Origin of the sequence: Streptomyces sp. NPDC045470 (genome assembly GCF_040646595.1) — a bacterium.
Lineage (GTDB): Bacteria > Actinomycetota > Actinomycetes > Streptomycetales > Streptomycetaceae > Streptomyces.
This window is the reverse complement of the sequence record NZ_JBEZAN010000009.1, coordinates 260,098-276,728: the sequence shown is the minus strand read 5'-3', so window position 1 is coordinate 276,728 and position 16,631 is coordinate 260,098. Positions and strand designations below refer to the sequence as shown.

At 70.3% G+C, this 16,631-nt stretch carries 11 protein-coding genes; 4 read left to right on the top strand and 7 right to left on the bottom strand.

Annotated features, from left to right (window positions below; translation table 11 throughout):
- Positions 1-2 precede the first annotated feature (2 nt).
- From AB0A97_RS25100 to rfbB, 3 genes are all read left to right on the top strand, one after another.
- Positions 3-1,202 carry a cytochrome P450 gene (locus tag AB0A97_RS25100; protein ID WP_361153901.1) on the top strand — a complete coding sequence of 400 codons (1,200 nt, stop codon included), beginning with the start codon at positions 3-5 and terminating at the stop codon, positions 1,200-1,202.
- A 317-nt stretch (positions 1,203-1,519) separates the two neighbouring features.
- Positions 1,520-2,584 carry a glucose-1-phosphate thymidylyltransferase gene (locus AB0A97_RS25095; RefSeq protein WP_361153897.1) on the top strand — a complete coding sequence of 355 codons (1,065 nt, stop codon included), beginning with the start codon at positions 1,520-1,522 and terminating at the stop codon, positions 2,582-2,584.
- Complete coding sequence (gene rfbB, locus AB0A97_RS25090; protein WP_361153894.1) at positions 2,581-3,531, top strand: dTDP-glucose 4,6-dehydratase; 951 nt, start codon at positions 2,581-2,583, stop codon at positions 3,529-3,531. The genes AB0A97_RS25095 and rfbB overlap by 4 nt, the downstream gene beginning before the upstream one ends.
- Before the next feature lie 26 nt (positions 3,532-3,557).
- Here rfbB and AB0A97_RS25085 read toward each other — a convergent pair whose 3' ends face one another.
- The 5 genes from AB0A97_RS25085 to AB0A97_RS25065 form a co-directional block, all read right to left on the bottom strand.
- Positions 3,558-6,404, bottom strand: a complete 2,847-nt coding sequence (locus tag AB0A97_RS25085; RefSeq protein ID WP_361153891.1) for a LuxR C-terminal-related transcriptional regulator — start codon at positions 6,402-6,404, stop codon at positions 3,558-3,560.
- A gap of 1,115 nt (positions 6,405-7,519) precedes the next feature.
- Entirely contained in the window at positions 7,520-8,752 is a 1,233-nt protein-coding gene (locus AB0A97_RS25080; RefSeq protein WP_361153887.1) for an amidohydrolase family protein, read from the bottom strand.
- Between the two features lie 80 nt (positions 8,753-8,832).
- Positions 8,833-10,569, bottom strand: a complete 1,737-nt coding sequence (locus AB0A97_RS25075; protein WP_361154013.1) for an NAD(P)/FAD-dependent oxidoreductase — start codon at positions 10,567-10,569, stop codon at positions 8,833-8,835.
- The gene (locus tag AB0A97_RS25070) at positions 10,569-12,074 is read right to left on the bottom strand and encodes a glutamate--cysteine ligase (protein ID WP_361153884.1); all 1,506 of its coding nucleotides are present in this window, start codon (positions 12,072-12,074) and stop codon (positions 10,569-10,571) included. The genes AB0A97_RS25075 and AB0A97_RS25070 overlap by 1 nt, the downstream gene beginning before the upstream one ends.
- Positions 12,075-12,114: 40 nt before the next feature.
- A complete protein-coding gene (locus AB0A97_RS25065; RefSeq protein ID WP_361153882.1) occupies positions 12,115-12,768 on the bottom strand; it encodes a hypothetical protein in 654 nt (217 codons plus the stop codon).
- Positions 12,769-13,143: 375 nt separating this feature from the next.
- Between AB0A97_RS25065 and AB0A97_RS25060 the strand changes: the two genes are divergently transcribed.
- Positions 13,144-13,892, top strand: a protein-coding gene (locus tag AB0A97_RS25060; RefSeq protein ID WP_361154010.1) for an IS5 family transposase whose coding sequence is annotated in 2 segments (ribosomal slippage) — positions 13,144-13,432 and positions 13,432-13,892 — 750 coding nt in all. Because the reading frame shifts where the segments join, the coding sequence is not laid out codon by codon here.
- A gap of 1,703 nt (positions 13,893-15,595) precedes the next feature.
- On the opposite strand, the gene AB0A97_RS25055 is transcribed toward AB0A97_RS25060, so the two are convergent.
- A complete protein-coding gene (locus AB0A97_RS25055) occupies positions 15,596-15,763 on the bottom strand; it encodes a hypothetical protein (RefSeq protein WP_359294610.1) in 168 nt (55 codons plus the stop codon).
- A gap of 220 nt (positions 15,764-15,983) precedes the next feature.
- Positions 15,984-16,547 carry a hypothetical protein gene (locus AB0A97_RS25050; protein ID WP_361153879.1) on the bottom strand — a complete coding sequence of 188 codons (564 nt, stop codon included), beginning with the start codon at positions 16,545-16,547 and terminating at the stop codon, positions 15,984-15,986.
- Between the last annotated feature and the right edge of the window lie 84 nt (positions 16,548-16,631).

Below are 16,631 nucleotides of genomic sequence, written 5' to 3'. Positions count from 1 at the left end.
GCTTGGCACAAGCCCCCCTGGCGAGCATGCCGGTGGACCCGGGGCCGTTCGACTGCATGCCGGACCTGCTGGCGGCCGCCCGCGTCGCGCCGGTCGTGCGGATCCCCTACCTCGGCCGGCACGCCTGGGTCGTGTGCGATCCCGAACTGGTGCGGATCGCGCTGACACACCCCCGGATGGAAAAGGACGTGAGCCTGGTCCCGGACTTCATGCGCAAGCCGGGCCTGATGGTGGGCTCGCAGCCCGATCCGGAGTACGCCCGCGCCATGATCATGAGCGACGGGGAGCACCACGCGCGGATCCGGCGGCTGCACGCACCGGTGCTCAGCCCCCGGAACACCGAGCGGTGGGGCGAGCGGGTCAGCGTCAAGGTCGACGGATTCCTGGACGAGCTGGAGCAGTCCCGCTCCGCGGACTCCGCCGAAGTCGACGTGGTCACGGACTACACCCACCGCATCCCGCTGGCGTTCATCTCCGAGATGCTCGGCCTGCCCCTGGAGGCGGAGCGGCGGCTGCGCAGCATCACCGACGTGATGCTCTACTCCTCCGACTACCCGGCCCGCACCGAGGCGGTCGGGGCGCTGTTCGGCGCGGTCCAGGACTGGGTGCGCGACCCGGCCCCGCTGCGGGACGGGGTGATCACGGGCTTCCTGTCCGCCTCCGACGGGCCGGACGCGATCACCGAGGGCGAGGTCATCGTCTGGACGGTCGGGATGATCATCACCGGCTACGAGACGACCGGGAGCGCGATCTCCGCGTCGCTGTACGAGGCGCTGCGCCGGCCGCCCGAGGACCGGCCGCGAACCGACGAGGAGATCAAGGAGTGGATCGAGGAGGCTCTGCGGGTGCACCCGCCGTTCCCGCACCCGACCTGGCGCTTTGCCATGGAGGACCTCGACCTCGGCGGCTACCTGATCCCCAAGGGCGCCCCGGTGCAGGTCAGCATCGCGGCGGCGAACCGCGGGCCGGGCGAGGAGGCCGACAGCTTCGACCCGGCCCGCAAGGGACAAGGGCACCTGACCTTCGGCCTGGGCATGCACTACTGCATCGGCGCCTCGCTGGTCCGGCTGGAGGCACAGATCGCAGTACGCGGCTTCCTGCGCCGGTTCCCGCGGGCACGGCTGAGCAGCGACACCGCCGTCCAGTGGGAATCGGAGTGGATGATCCGCCGGCTGAGCGCCCTGCCCGCCACGCTGGCCTGAAGGCGACCGAGCCGCGGCACGCCGGGCCGGCGGGTCCCCGCGCCGACCGACGCGGGAAGCAGAGGCCCGGCCGTGCCGGGCGGCGGGCGCCCTGCCGGGGCCATGACACGGGCTCTCACCAGGACGCGCCACGGAATCGGCCCGCTCACGGATATGGGGAAGATGATGGCTCCTAGCTTTGTGGCTGACGTACCGCGCGACCGGGGGACGCCCCGGCTGAGGCCGGACGCCTTCGGCAGCCGGCCGGACCTGCTTGAGCCGGACGGGCGCGGGGCCGTGCGCCGCCCCGGGGCGGCCGCCCCGGCGAAGGGGCGCCGATGAAGGCGCTCGTGCTGGCCGGCGGTTCCGGCTCCCGGCTGCGGCCGATCACGCACACCTCGGCGAAGCAGCTCGTGCCGGTCGCCAACAAGCCGGTCCTGTTCTACGGCCTGGAAGCGGTCGCCGAGGCCGGGGTCCGTGAGGTGGGCATCGTCGTCGGCGACTCGGCCGCCGAGATCGAGGCAGCGGTCGGCGACGGCTCACGCTTCGGCCTGGAGGTGACCTACCTCCCGCAGGAGGCCCCGCTGGGCCTGGCGCACGCCGTCCACATCGCCCGGGACTACCTCGGCGACGACGACTTCGTGATGTACCTCGGCGACAACTTCATCGTCGGCGGCATCAGCTCGCTCGTGCGGCGGTTCAGCACCAACCGACCGGACGCCCAGATCATGCTGGCCCGGGTCTCGGACCCGCGCGCGTTCGGCGTGGTCGAGCTGGATCCGCGCGGCCGGGTGATCGGACTGGAGGAGAAGCCGCAGCATCCGAAGAGCGATCTGGCGCTGGTCGGCGTCTACCTGTTCACCGCCCGCGTGCACGACGCCGTGTGCCGGATCAAGCCGTCCTGGCGCGGTGAACTGGAGATCACCGACGCGATCCAGGAACTGATCGACGCGGGGTGCCGGGTGGATTCCAGCGTCGTGTCCGGGTACTGGAAGGACACCGGAAACGTCGACGACATGCTGGAGGTCAACCGCCTGGTCCTGGACGGCATCGCGGCCGACTGCGCCGGTGAGGTGTGCTCCAGCGAACTGGTCGGCCGGGTGGTGGTCGAAGAGGGCGCCACCGTCACCCGGTCGCGGATCGTCGGCCCGGCGGTCATCGCGGCCGGCTCCCACATCCGCGACTCCTACGTCGGCCCGTTCACCTCCATCGACAGCGACTGCGCGGTGACCGACAGCGAGATCGAGTACTCCATCGTGCTGCGCGGGGCCTCCCTCGCCGGGGTGCGGCGCGTCGAACGCTCGCTGATCGGACGCGAGGTCGAGGTGACGTCCACTCCCGGGGCCCTGCGGGCCCACCGCCTGGTCCTCGGCGATCACAGCAAGGTGCAGGTCACCTCATGAGAATCCTCGTGACCGGCGGCGCCGGCTTCATCGGCTCGCACTTCGTACGGTCCTACGCCGGCGCGGACGAGGTGACCGTGCTCGACAAGCTGACCTACGCCGGGAACCCGGCCAACCTAACGCCCGCCGAGGGCCGGTTCACCTTCGTCCACGGCGACATCTGCGACGCCGAACTGCTCCGGAAGGTGGTGCCCGGCCACAACGTCGTCGTCAACTTCGCCGCCGAGACACACGTCGACCGCTCGATCACCGGCGCGGGCGACTTCGTCCGCAGCAACGTCCTGGGCGTGCAGTGCCTCATGGAGGCATGCCTCGATGCCGGCGCCCCGAGGGTCGTGCACGTCTCCACCGACGAGGTGTACGGCAGCATCGAGGCCGGGTCCTGGGACGAGTCGGCCCCGCTCAACCCGAACTCCCCCTACGCCGCGGCCAAGGCCGGCGGAGATCTGATCGCCCTGGCCTACGCGCGCACCCACGGGCTGCCGGTCAGCATCACCCGCTGCGGGAACAACTACGGGCCGTACCAGTATCCGGAGAAGGTCATCCCGCTGTTCACCACCCGTCTGCTCGACGGCCTGAAGGTGCCGCTGTACGGCGACGGCCGGAACGTACGCGACTGGATCCATGTCGATGACCACTGCCGGGCCGTCCGGCTGGTCGCCGAGCGCGGCGAGGCGGGCGAGGTCTACCACGTCGCGGGGACCGCCGAGCTGACCAACCGGGAGCTGACCGCCCGGCTGCTGGAGGCGCTCGGGGCCCCCTGGCGGTGCGTCGAGCACGTGCCCGACCGCAAGGGCCACGACCGCCGCTACTCCTTGACCGACGCCAAGCTCAGGGCCCTGGGTCATACGCCGCGGGTCACCTTCGAGCGGGGGCTCGCCGAGACGGTCGCGTGGTACGCCGCCAACCGCCGGTGGTGGCGGCCGCTGATGCAGGGGACCGGGTGAGCGGCTGCGACCGGGGCAGGTAGGCGCTACAGGGTGAAGCGGGTCAAGGCCGTACGGGAGCGGATGCCGAGCTTGCGGTAGATCTGCCGCAGGTGGAATCCGACCGTGTGCGGGGAGATGAACAGATGGCGGGCGGCCTGCCCGTTGGTAAGACCGCCCGCCACCAGTTCCGCCACCTTCCGTTCGGTCTTGGTCAGGCTCTCCCAGCCGGAGACCGGGCGTTCGGTGCGCGTCCAGTGCCGGCGCCGCACCCCGAGCCGGCGCAGTCGGGCCCGTACGCGGGCGGCGTCGTGTTCGCCGCCGAGCGCGCCGTACGCACCCAGCGCCCGGTCCAGCGCGCTGACTGCGTTCTCCTGGTCGCCTCGGTCGAGCAGAAGGGCGGCCTGGTCCTCGGCCGCCGCGGCCTGGGCCCACGGATTGCGGTGCAGCCGGCCGGCCCGGTCCAGGGCGTCCGCGTCCTTGTCGGCGAGCGCGCGAGCGTGCAGGGCCGCGGCGAGCACCGCGGGAACGCCGCGGTTGTGCCGTCGCAGGTCCTCGGTCGCCTCGATGACGGCGCGGGCGAGGTCCGGCCGGTCCGCCGCCAGCGCGCAGCGCACACACCAGGCCGCGGCCGCCGAGTCCTCCAGGGCCAGTTCGCGCAGCGCTCCGGCCTCCGAAGCGATCTCCGCCAGCATCTCCGCGGCCGCACCGAAGTCCGACCGCGCCTCGGCCAGTCGGGCGTTCAGCAGCAGGCGCGCGGACCACCAGGGACTCCAGGAAGCTGTCGGGAAGTCCTTCTCCAGGGTCTTGAGGTGGTCCTCGGCCTGGGGGAGCGCCCCCCGGCGCAGCGCGGTCAGGGCCAGCACCAGCCACGCCTGGGGGGCGAGCATCGGCACGCACGGGCCGGCGGCGCCCACACCGTTCCGCGCCGCCTGTTCGGCCGCCTCCAGACGTCCCTGGGCCAGATACAGCGGTGCCCGCAGGACGGCCGCGACGGCGGCGGCCGGGGTGCCCGCCTGCGCGGCGGCCAACGGTGCGCAGCACTCGACGACCTCTTGTGCCTCCTGGTACTCGTCGAGCCGGGTGAGTGTGAAGGCAAGGAACCAGCGTGGATCCAGAAACTGTGCGACCTGGTCCCCGCCACCGAGGGCGACCGCTTGGCGCAGGGATTGCAGCGCGTCGCCCGCCCGGCCGGCGCGCCATTGGCCGAACGCGTGGAAGGCCATCGCGCCGACGTGCACGGCCTGTGGGTGACGCCCGGGGGCGTCGAGGATCTCCTGGACCCGCTTGCGCGCGGCACTGTCACCGGTCAGCCAGGAGGAGGCGAGATGAGCGATCACGGCTTGGCGGCTCCCGAAGCCGGCCTCCTGAGCCGTCAGCGCGTCGCGTGCGGCTCGGTGCGCCCTGGGCGCGTCTCCTTGCAACAGCAGTGCGGCCGCCATCGTCGCCCGCAGCGCGGCGACGTCCTCGGCGAGCGAGCCCGGTGCCAGGGCCGCGAGCCGGGTGGCCTCGTCGATGGTGTCCTCGGCCAAGGTGACCGCCTTCTCCAGGTGGCCGGCTCGGGTGAACGCCTCGACCGCGGTCTTCGCGCACCGCAAGCGCTCGGCCTGCCCGGGAGGCAGCAACTCCATGCAGCGCATCGCCAGTGACGCCGCGGTCGACGGATCGGCGGCCAGCAGTTTCCGGGACCCCTCGGAGACGATACGCAGGGTCTCCATGTCGCCGGGCTGGACGATGTGCACCAGTTGGAGGGCGGCGCGCGCGAGGCCGTCGCGGCGCGACAGCAGCACCTGCGCCGCCTGCCGGCGCAGCAGCGCGCGCACCGGTAAGGGCACCGAGTCGAGCAGGGCCCGCCAGATCGGCTCACTGCGAAACGCGAGGTCGTGCTCGCCGCAGACCACCAGCTTGCGGCTGACGGCTTCGTCCACCGCAGCCAGCAGGGCGACCGGTGTCTGGCCGAGCAGGGCCGACAGATCCTCCGGCGCGAACGGGGACCCGAGCACCGCTGCCACCCGAAGAGCCTTCAGGGTCGCCTCGGACAGCGACTGGAGATCCTTTTCGAGCAGCCCGGCGAAACGCTTCGGCACCGGCGCGGGCAGGCACACACCGGCCCCGTCCGCGGTGCCGCCGCTGACGTCGGGATGCAAGCGCGAGGTGTTGTCGACCAGGCAGACATCGCCGTCCTCCACGAGCCCGCGCATCAGCTCGATCACTGCCCGGGGGGTGCCGTCGACGCTTTCGGCCAGGGCAAGGAGGGCCGAGCTGGGGGTGGCGCCGGTCACATCGGTGACCAATTGCGTCAACGCTTCACCCGAGAGCGGCCCCAGCTCGTGCAGCGCTTCCACCGAAACCCTGCTCCTCAGCTTGCCGAGGCAGGTCCGCACCGCCTCGGACGAGACGGCGTCACGGTCCGAGGAGAAGGCCAGAAGCCACAGCGTTGGCCGGGTACTGAAGGCCTCGATCAGCTCGCACAACGCTGTCCAGGCGGGCCGGGATGCCAGATGCAGGTCGTCGAGCACCACGAGGACGCGCCGGCGCTCACTGTCGTCGCGCAACCATGTCCGCGCCGACTCGATCACGGACGTCACCTGCGGAGAGTGACACCGGTGGTCGGCGGGACCCGGCATGCCCGAGCGGGCGCCCGCAAGCGCCGCCGGCCCATCGGAGGCGGCCCCGGGGCCGGCCGTGGTGCCGTTGACGACAGCGAAGCCGCTGCCGCCGGCGAGTGTGACAGCTTCCCTGAGAAGGCGGGACTTGCCCGCCCCGGGCGCGGCCTCCACGACCAGGACGCCACTGTGCCGGGTGCTCGCCACCCGCCGCAGGTTGGCGCGGACCTGCGCCAACTGCCGATCCCGGCCGCGGACCTGCAATTCCGGTCGTGCGTTGGACCCCATGACGCTCCCTTTGACGGGTTCGAGGAACGGACCAGTACCACGGCCGGCCCCGGAGCCCTGCCCGGGTACACGGGCAGGCGTGCCACGGGCCTGTGCGAGAGTCCATCGGCAGACGGCCGCACCGGCGACTCGTGCGGACGGCCCCTGACGGAGGTGCCTCCACCGTGCTACCGGGAATACGCCCCGGCGCGAACAGAGGTTCAATGGCCAACGGTTTGGGCGCCGCGGGAGGGTGGTTCCAGCCATGCGCCGCCCGGGTTCGCTGGTGTTCGTGAGCCCGCAGTGACGGCATGGTCGCCAGCCTCCCCACGAGGCACCCGGGTGATTCTCTGGAAGAACCACATCGGCTGGAACTACGCGGCAGGCGGCGTGGACGAATCTGATGACGTTCTTCTTCCGTCCGTGTATCCCTGCCCGTCCGTGTACCCCTGCTCGGACGCGGCCCCGAAGCGTGCCACAGGTTTCGGCGAGCAGTCCGCGCGGGGGCCGGAGCCGAACCAGACGGCGCGCTCAGGGCCCCGGGACGCACGACGCCACCGGCCCCGGGGACGGAGCTGCCACCGGCCAGCGCCCTGGACCGCCTGCGCGCCCGCACCTTCGCCGCCGACCCCAACTGGCTCGCGCAGGCCCTACCAGCCCACCACCGGAGTCCAGCCGCCAGAACGCGTCCCCAGCCTTCGGGTACGCACTGCGGGCGAGAAGCCAGCACCTGATGCGCCCGATGCGGATGGTCGGTCGATGCGGCCCGCGCCTACCGACTGAACAGCCCGATGCGGGCCAGGAGACCCGCATCGGGCTGTTCTGCGAGACAGCGGGGGCGGTCCCACAGCTGGCGTCCGTCGCCGGCCCGCTGGGTGTGCCGTGCCACTCGGACTCCGGCGGCAACAGCCTGCCCGGCAGTGGGCACGGTCCCGCGCAGGCCACGCAGATGCCCCCGGCCGGTGCATCTGGTGCCAGGGCGGGTACGGCTGCATCTGCCGCCGCTCCCGTTGCCCGTCGACCTCTTACCGGCCTGCTCGGCCGATGAGACACGCATCGGCCCGGAGCGGAGCCTTGAAGCCGAAGGGCGGGGAGGCCGGGCCGGTGAGAACACGTCCCGCGCGGTACCTGACGTGTCATGACGTGGTGGGGTGCGCGGTGATGAGGTGGCCGTTCTGGATGACGCAGCGGATGCGGCCGGTGGCGGTGATGTCGTGGAAGGGGTTGCCTTCCACCGCGACGAGATCCGCAGCCGCGTCGGGCGTGAGGGTGCCCAGGTCCGGGCGTTTGAGCAGGGCGGCTGCGGTGCTGGTCGCCGAGCGAAGGACGCGCAGGGAGGAGAACCCGTTGGCGACCAGGGTGGGGAACTCGCGCCAGTTGTCGGCGTAGGGGAACAGCCCGGCGTCCGTGCCGAAGGCCATGGTGACCTCGGTTCGCGCGGGTCTTTGCAGCCCTTCGCGCAGGTGCTCGGCGTGGGACCGGTAGTTGCGGCGCATCGCGGCGGTACCGCTGGTCCAGAAGCTGTCGTCGTCGAGCCGGTCGAGGAAATAGGTCTGTACGTACTGGGTGGGCACGAGGAAGGTGCCCGCCTCCTTCATGGTCCGGTAGGTCGTGGCAGTGGCGAAGTAGCCGTGTTCCACGCTGCGCACGCCGGCGGCGACGGCGCGCCGTACGGCGCGGTCGCTCAGGGCGTGGGTGGCGCACGGCAGGCCCAGGTCGTCGGCGGTGGCGGTGATGGCGTGCATCTCTGCGTGGGTGTAGGAGGTGCTGTCGGGGCTGGCGACCGCTGAGGTGAAGCCGCCGCTGCCGGCGAATTTGATCCAGTCGGCGCCGGCCCGGGACTGTTCGCGTACCGCGCGGCGCAGCTCGTGCTCCCCGTGAGCGAGGGTGCCGATCTGGTGTCCGTAGCGCTGGGCGAGTTCGGGTGCTTTGTCGCCGTGTCCGCCGGGCGGGGAGAGGATGTTCGGTGCGGCGATGATGCGAGGGCCTTCGATCAGGGCGTCCTCCACCGCCCGGCGCAGTGAGACGTTCAGGGGCAAATGGGCGCTGCCCAGGTCGCGCACGGTGGTGAAGCCGTGGTGCAGCAGGGTGCGCAGGGCGGGGACGGCGGTGAGGGCCTGGTAGGCCGATGGTGCTTGCTCGGCGGCCTCGTCCAGAAGGTGGACGTGGCAGTCGATGAAGCCGGGCATGAGGGTGCAGCCGGGCATGGCCACCGTGTCCGTCTGCGCTGTGGCGGTGAGGTGGTGGCCGACTGCTGCGATGCGGCCGTCACGTACCAGGACGGCTTGTTCCTCGACGGGGCCGTCCTGAACGGCGTCCCAGATGCGGTCGGGCCGCAGCAGGAGGTCTCGGCCGGGGAATGCGGGCATGGTGCCTCCGGAAGGGCCAGAACGGATTGAGCCGGGGTCGGGCGGCGGGACGAGGCCGGGCGGGGCGGGGTGCGCTGTGGTCAGGGCACGGTGATCGGCAAGTAGCGGGGGTCGTTCCAGACGTCGCCGGGACCCGGGTTGCCCGGCTCGCTGCGGGCGCCGAGCTGGCGCAGGACGCCCCAGGCGGCGTTGAGGCCCGAGGCCAGGGCGTGGTCGAGCCAGCCCGGGGACCAGGAGGTGTCGTCGCCGGCCAGGAACAGGGCGTTGGCAGGTTCGCCCGGCACAGCCGGTGTGCCGGTGAAGTCCTTCATGAAATGGCAGAACAGGTCACGCTGGTAGGGGTGGTCGCCCGGCCAGGAGAAGCGGCACAGCCCCTGGAAATTCCTTCTGTCCTCCCAGGAGACGGTGACCGCCGGGTCGGCGGCCGCGTGCGCGCGCAGGTCCGGTGCCGCTTCGGGATGGATGGCGGCCAGGTCGCGGACGAACAGGGCGACCCGTTCCTGCACAGTGAACGGTGCGATCTTCATCGCGTCCTGGGCCCAGGTGAAGCTGAGGTCCAGCACGGCCCGGCGGCCCCCGGGGCCGGGGGCGGGTCCGTAGTCGAGAGTGTAGGAGGCGCGGGGCAGCCGGTCGGTGAGGGTGACACCGTCCAGCGAGGTGCCTGCCCAGAACGGGCGTCGGGTGACGAGCGCGGTCTTGGCGGACTGGAAGTAGTGCAGCCGGCGTACGGCCCGCCACATCCGGGGCCCCAGGGCCGGAGTCCCGGCATCGGTGGAGCGAAGCTCCATGCCCGTCTCCAGCAGTCGCAGTTGCGGGGTGAACACGGCGGCGGCGAAGTGTTCGCTGCGGCCGTCCTCACTGTGTGCCACGACGCCCCCGGCGGCGTCCGCGGTGACGTCCAGCGTGCGAACGGCGGGCCGCAGGGCGCCGTGGTTGAGCGTTTCGAGGCTGCGGATGCGGCCCTGCGCGGTGGGGGTGCGATGGGCCCAGAATCCTTCGGCGAGGCGGCTGATGCCCTGGGGGGCGTAGAGCTGGGTGCCTCCTTCGGTGCACAGCAGCATCCGTAGGATCTCCACGATGCTGAGGTCGAAGAAACAGTCCCAGGCGACCGGCCCCACACCAGCGGTGCCCAGGAGCCTGGCCTGCTCGTGGGAGAGTCCCGCGCCTGCGGCGTCGCGCAGGAAACGGTAGAACGACCACTGCTCGAAGCGTGCCGTCAGGTCGCACCAGCGCCGCCGTACGGCGCCCAGGTCCCGTGCGGCGACATCCCGCTGAAGCTGGAACAGACCGATGCGCGTCAGCGTGTCCTGCCAGCGGGTGTGTGCGATCCGGAAGCCGTCATGAAGGGCGTAGAGGTCGGTGATCTGCTGGGCGGGGTACTGCCGGCCGTCGACGTCCAGCACGGTCACCGGGGTCACCTCGGGAACGTAGTTGTCGCGGAAAGGACAAAGCCGTACCCCGAACGTGCGCGCGTACTGGCGCACCAGCGCAGCGGAGTCGGGAAACCGCATACAGCCCAGTTCGACGACGGCACTGTCCGTATCGGCAAGGCGCCGGCTGTCCATACGCCCGCCCAGACGGCGCCCGCCGGGCCCGTCCGTACTGCACTCGGCCTCGTACAGCACGGGGTGGCATCCTGCCCGCATCAGCTCATAGGCCGCCGTCAGACCGCTGCCGCCGGCCCCGATGACCGCGACCCGCGCACCCAGAGCCTCGTCGGGCAGCCGTCCCGCGCGCCGGTCACCCGCGACGAAGGCGGCGTAGTCGAAGGGGAAGTCGACCTGTAGATCCGTGGCTGGGGGCGCGCTCTGGTACATCACGGTCTCCGTCGTACGTCTGAGGGAAGATTCCAGGTGTGGACAGGGGCCCTGTGCTCCGCCAGCCGCGCATAACGCTCGGGCAGCTCCCCCAGCTCGCGAGGACCGGCGGCCTGGCCGGTGCGGTCCCCCAGGCTTTCGTGGGCGCGTTGCTGCCACCATGCGCCTGTCCGGCCTGATGCCACCCGGCACTCCAGCAGGTGCAAGAACCCGTCCGCCTCGTCGGCGGCCACGCCGGCGAGCCGTAGTCCTGCCCGAGCCTGCGGCAGAAGCCGCCTGACGAGACTGGCCGCCTGATGTTCGCGAGTGACGGCCTTCCCGGGACACGGCGGCCACCACAAGGCACAGTCCAGACCATTGCGGGCGGCCCGGTAGAAATTGGCTCTGGCGTGGGCGAACGGCAGGCACTGCGCCACATCACGTTCCTCTGCCGCCAGCCAGTAGGTCAGGCCGATCAGGAAGGCAGTGTTCGCCGCCATGTCCAGCGGGGTCGGCCCGGAGGGAAGAGCCCGGAACTCGATCCGCAGGTTTCCGGCCGGGTCGTACACCGGACGGTTCCACGGCCAGAGCGTGCTCAGGTGCAGCCGCAGTTCTTCCAACGCCGGATACGGCTCACCTGGCCGGCTGTCGGCACTGCGGGGCGCGGGCAGCAGGACATCGTAGTTGCGCACCGCATCCTCGAACGCGGTCAACGGCCCGCCGCGCAGCCAGGCGTGGTCGAAGCCGACGCGGGGAAGGCGTGCCCATTGCCTCGCGGTGCCCTGCCGGTCACCGAAGCCGTGCTCGTACAACGGAATACGTGCTTCCTGCCACGCGCGACCCCCGAACGGTAGGGGCGAGTTGCCTGCTGCGGCCAGGGCGGGGCCACTGGCCACCTGGGCGGCGTTGAAGGTGCGGCAGAACCGGTGGGGCGGCACCGTCAGATGCACCTGCCAGGAACACGCGGCCCCCTGCACCGCCACCGACTCCGCCGCTACGAAGCCCTGTGTCCCGTCTCTTACGCGCACAAGAAACGGTGCAGTCCGGCGCCTGGCCCACGCCTCCTCCAGCGCGTGAAAACGCGGCTGCGGGGTCAAGGCGCCCGTTGTCAGGTCCGCCGCCCGGAGCGTGGGCAAGGTACCGATCGGCACGGCCCGTGCCCCGTACTGAGGCAGCGACACCACGGTGATATGGGCCGGCATCGACTCCGCCTCCCCGGCCGGCGCGGTGAACGGCCGCCCCGCCAGGGTGACCGGTGTCAGGTTCACCTCGACGTTGGACCGCGCCACCTTCAAAGCGATCCGATCGTCGTCCAGCGTGGCGCGGACGGCGGTGTTCACCGGGGCCGGACGGCCGCTCGCATCCACCAGAGACAGCTCCAGTTCCGCACCGACCATGGCGGGCAGCACACCGAAGTCACCATGGCCCATCACACGCGGCAGGGTCTCCAGACACTGCCGCAAGCGGCTGCGGAAGTGGGTGAAGTCTTCCGCGGCGAACGTGACGTCACCGACGTGTCGCCCCATACCAGCCCCGCCTTCCGTGCTTCGATTGTCGTGGCCTCCATCACCCGGCGGTGGCCACGGCTCTCCACCAGTCGCGAAGCGCCGGCTCCATCCGCACCGCGCTCCGGGTGATCCACTCGTCCGGTTCGTGATGCGCCAGGCCGTACTCGATCACCTGCAGGACGCCGTCGGCCACCTCCGGCGGGTTCTCCCGGTAGGCGTCGATGTAGGCCACTGCCTCGGTGGGCGTGTCCTGCGCCTCACGCAGGACGTCGGCGAGGACCGCGCACGTGTTGCACCACAGGGTGAAGTCGGTGCGGGCCAGCAGCGCTGCTTCCCCGGCTCCGGCATGCAGCGCCGTCCACGAAATGAACTCCGTGAAGCGCCGCACCGGTTCCAGCCGCGGCATGCGGCGCATCTCGTCCGGCGACATGCCCAGCGCAGGGGCCAGACCGCTGACCATCCGGTGACGCGCCTTCATCAGCTCGTGACCGACGAAGGAGAAGAACCCGCCGGGTACCTCGTGCGGGAACCGGGACAACAGCAGCCCGTAAGCGGTGAACTCGGCTTCCTGCGACTGGAACTCGGCGAGCGCGAACCGCTGCAGATGTTCTTTCCCGATCCTTTTCTCCCGTGCCAGGGAGAGGAATTCATTGGCGTTGAGGTGGTCGGGCACATTGAGGCCGACCCTTTCGATGAACTCGGTGGCAGGCAAGAAAGCCCCCTCGATTCGGAGTGTGTGTACGTCGACCGATGCCGACAAGACGGCGCAGGTGCGCCCCGTCCCACAGAAAGATTCTCCGTACACGTGTATTCCCGCAACGGTGCTGCTCAGACGACCGGGACGGCAATCCGCCATGACCGTTCACTGCCGGCAGGTCGGCTGAACTGGATGCAGAACATGAATCCAGGCAGTGCAACTGCGTGAATACGGGTGCATGAACGTGCTCTGGCCAGTGCAACCGGTTTTGTCGGCTGTCCGGAACTCACACTTAGACGTCATCTCATTTGGCTGAGTAGGCTGTCGGCTGTGGTGGGGATCATTGAGCGGCTGGTGCCGGACGAGTTGTGGGAACTGTTCCAGCGGGTCATGCCGGAGGCGCCCTCGCGGCCCCAAGGTGGCGGTCGGCGTCGGCACGGCGACCGTGAGGTGCTGGCGGCGATCGTGTTCGTGGCGACGTCGGGCTGCACGTGGCAGCAGCTGCCGAAGTCGTCGTTCGGACCGTCCGGAGCCACAGCTCACCGCCGGTTCACCGAATGGACGAAGGCTCGTGTGTGGGCCAAACTGCACCGCCTGGTCCTCGACGAACTCGGGTCCCGCGGCGACCTGGACTGGTCGCGATGTGCGATCGACTCGGTGAACATGCGGGCCCTGAAAAAGGGGAGTTGACAGGTCCGAATCCTGTCGACCGGGGTAAGTACGGCTCGAAGATCCACCTGATCACTGAGCGGACCGGTCTGCCCCTGTCTGTCGGCATCTCTGGTGCCAACCTCCACGACAGCCAGGCGCTGATCCCGCTTGTGAAGGGCATACCGCCGATCCGGTCCCGGCGAGGTCCCCGTCGGCGCAAGCCCGGCAAACTGCACGCCGACAAGGGATACGACTACTCCCATCTGCGGCAATGGTTATCCCAGCGGGGCATCCGGCACCGCATAGCCCGCAAGGGAATCGAGACCTCGCAGCGGCTCGGCCGGCACCGCTGGACCGTCGAACGCACGATGGCCTGGCTCGCTGGATGCCGTCGCCTCCATCGTCGCTACGAGCGCAAAGCCGAGCACTTCCTCGCCTTCACAAGCCTCGCGTGCACCCTGATCTGCTACCGCAGACTCGCCAAATGAGATGACTTCTTAACGGCATCACGCAGGAAACAGGCCACGCGTACGCGACCACCGGCAACTGCACCACCTGCTGGAGGAAAAAATTGAGACATTCGCGGAACGAACGACGGTGTGGCTCGAAAACGACGGACCAACGCCGAGACCAAACCGAGCCGGCCCTTTTCGGCGCCGCCTCGACGGGGAGACCTCAGCCGAGCACCGAACGGGCCATCCCGAACTGGGGGCGCGGGGGAACGGAGCCACGGCGCGAGGCGACTGTCGGGGCGTAGCCGGTACGTCGCCTGGGCGGGCACCAGCACAGCAGCGGTGGGTGGGCACCTCGAAGGTGTCTGAGAAGGCCCGTTCACGGCAGGGGAGTCGGTAGTTGCTGTGTTGGGGGTGGCCGGGCGGTGTCGTGCATACTCAACGGTTCTGTCTGACGCGGAGTGGGCGGTGCTCGATCCGCTGGTGCCGCCGACGAGGCAGGGTGGGCAGCGCCGAAACACTCACGTCGCGAGATCATCAACGACCTTGCTTACTGGGTGCGGTCGGGCTGCGCCTGGAGAGGTGCTGCCACACGGCTTCCCGCCTTACCGACCGTCTACCACGACCCTGACTTTCATCACGCCCCTCCCCTCGCACGGCGACTGGACCTGCCAACTTCTGCGGGCTGTCACGGGGCACTGAACGTCGGTGCCGCCATGGTGCTTTCCGTCGGTTCGGGCGGCTCTGCCCACTTCCAGCACCATGTCGCGTGCTACTTCCCCGATCAGCTTCATCCCCTTCAGACGGAGCACCATTGGCCATGCGGTGGTTCTGCCCGCTGGCCGGTGAGGTCGGTCTTCAGCGGGCTGCTTGAGGTAACCGGGCCCGGAACGCTCTGAGTTACGGCGGGCCGAGGGCGCCGCTGCCTGGAGAAGGTGAAACCGTTGCCGGACTCGCTTGAGAGTCAGCTGCTCCGGGTGCGGTGGCTTCACCCATGGCAGCCGGTGATCGGTCACCAAGGTCAAGGTGAGGCGTAGTCGAGTACACGCGATGGAGGGCTATGAGCACCCGGCCGCCTGCCAGGAGAGCGATCTGCCTGACAAGGGTGTCAACACTCATGTTGCATCACGACGGGTGGTCTGCCCACGGGGCTTCTCCGGCACCCTCTACCGCGATGTCTCAGGAGATGAGGAGTTGTTCGGCGAACACGAGGCCGCGTCGGTAAGCGTTCCTTGCGAAGCCGCTTGCGCTGCTGCCTGCTCGTCAGGCGTTGTGGTGTTCGGGGGGAAGGACTGTGCAGGATCTGCGGGGCAGGATGAGGATGATGTCGCAACGGGGGGCGTGGGCCTGGGCGTTGTTGGAGAAGGTGTCGTTGAGGTGACCGGGCAGGTGGGCAGGGAGGCGGACGGGGTGGGCGTGGGGGAAGGTGTGTCACCGCGCGGGGGCGGCTCGGTGACGGTCGGGGTGGGTGTGGTCGGTCCAGGTGCGACGTCCGTGAGGTGGGGCAGTACGACGTAGGTCGGGACGATCGTGATGGTCGCGGGGTGTGAGGGCGGTGTGGACTCGGCGGCGGGTTGTGTGGGTTGTGGAGTGGACCAGGCGGGGAGGGGGCGTGTGTCAGTGCCCATGGAGGGGAGGCCGGCGCAGCTTGCGGCGGTCAGGACGGCACAGCAGACGAGCACGAACAGCAGGATTCGCATGGCGTTCGCCTCCGGTTCGGTGCGTGTGCAGCGGAATCGCTAGGTACTGAGGGTTTCGACGAACTTCTTGAGGCCGGTGAAGAACTTGCCGATGCCGTGGGCGAGGTCGATGAGGGTGTGGGCGGTCTGGACGGGGGCGATGGCGATGAGGAACAGCAAGATGATCAGGACGAGCCAGAAGAGCAGTCCGCGTGGGGTACTCAGCACGGTGATCCCTTTCTTGCCGGGCGTCCGGACAGCGGGCGGGTTCAGCCGTCGGGTGCGGGCACGCCGGTGTGGCGTTCCTCAGGCCGGCGCGCCGGGGGGGGGGAGGGCGGTGCCCGGGACGGAGCTGACTCGTGCCTGGGGCGCCCGGGGCCCGTGCCCGTCCGTTTCCGCCCGAGCGAGGCGGGTGCGATCAGGGCTTCAGGGGCGCGTTCGTGTCAGCTCATGGCTCGGTGCTCCGCTGTTGCGGTCGGGCGGTACGGCGTTGTCCGTGGCGTGTTGTGATCGGTTGCTCGGTCACGGCGTCCGCCAAGAGGGTTGTGGCGACGTCTTGGACGGCTGTGGCGTCGTCGAGGGTGATGTGGGTGGTCGGTAGGCGGGGGTAGCGGGCCCGGACCGTGTGCAGCAGATCGATGAGCTGCCGGTCGGCGGCCGACGGTGCGGCGTCACTGGAGGCGGTGCGGTGTGTGCGGGTGACGACGCAGAGGATGGGCGGTGTGTCTGAGAGGTCGGGCAGGTGGTGGATCAATCGGGTCAGCCAGCGGGTGAGCCCGCGGTCGGCCCCGCTGCCCGTCCGGTCCGCTGCCGGTCCGGACGGGACCACGGCGATGATGCCGGTGGCCCCGGTGAGCTGTCCGATGACCGCCTTCCTGCCGAGGATGGTGCAGTGTCCACCGCGCTTTTCGAGGGCTTGGCCGAGTTGGGCGGGCAGTGGGTCTTCCCCAACCGACTCGGCGGTCGTGGCGAGTACCCAGGTGCCTGGCGTGTGCCGGGTGTCCTGCGTCACGGGGGTGGGTGGAGGCCGTCCCGGTCGGTGGCCCGTACGACGGAGTGCGGTCGGTGCGGTTCGGGTCTCGTGGCTGCGGCGTGC

Coding starts and splice junctions, on each gene's coding strand:
- AB0A97_RS25095 (WP_361153897.1), top strand. CDS start 1,520: ATGAAGGCGCTCGTGCTGGCCGGCGGTTCCGGCTCCCGGCTGCGGCCG.
- rfbB (WP_361153894.1), top strand. CDS start 2,581: ATGAGAATCCTCGTGACCGGCGGCGCCGGCTTCATCGGCTCGCACTTC.
- AB0A97_RS25085 (WP_361153891.1), bottom strand. CDS start 6,404: ATGGGGTCCAACGCACGACCGGAATTGCAGGTCCGCGGCCGGGATCGG.
- AB0A97_RS25080 (WP_361153887.1), bottom strand. CDS start 8,752: ATGCCCGCATTCCCCGGCCGAGACCTCCTGCTGCGGCCCGACCGCATC.
- AB0A97_RS25075 (WP_361154013.1), bottom strand. CDS start 10,569: ATGTACCAGAGCGCGCCCCCAGCCACGGATCTACAGGTCGACTTCCCC.
- AB0A97_RS25070 (WP_361153884.1), bottom strand. CDS start 12,074: ATGGGGCGACACGTCGGTGACGTCACGTTCGCCGCGGAAGACTTCACC.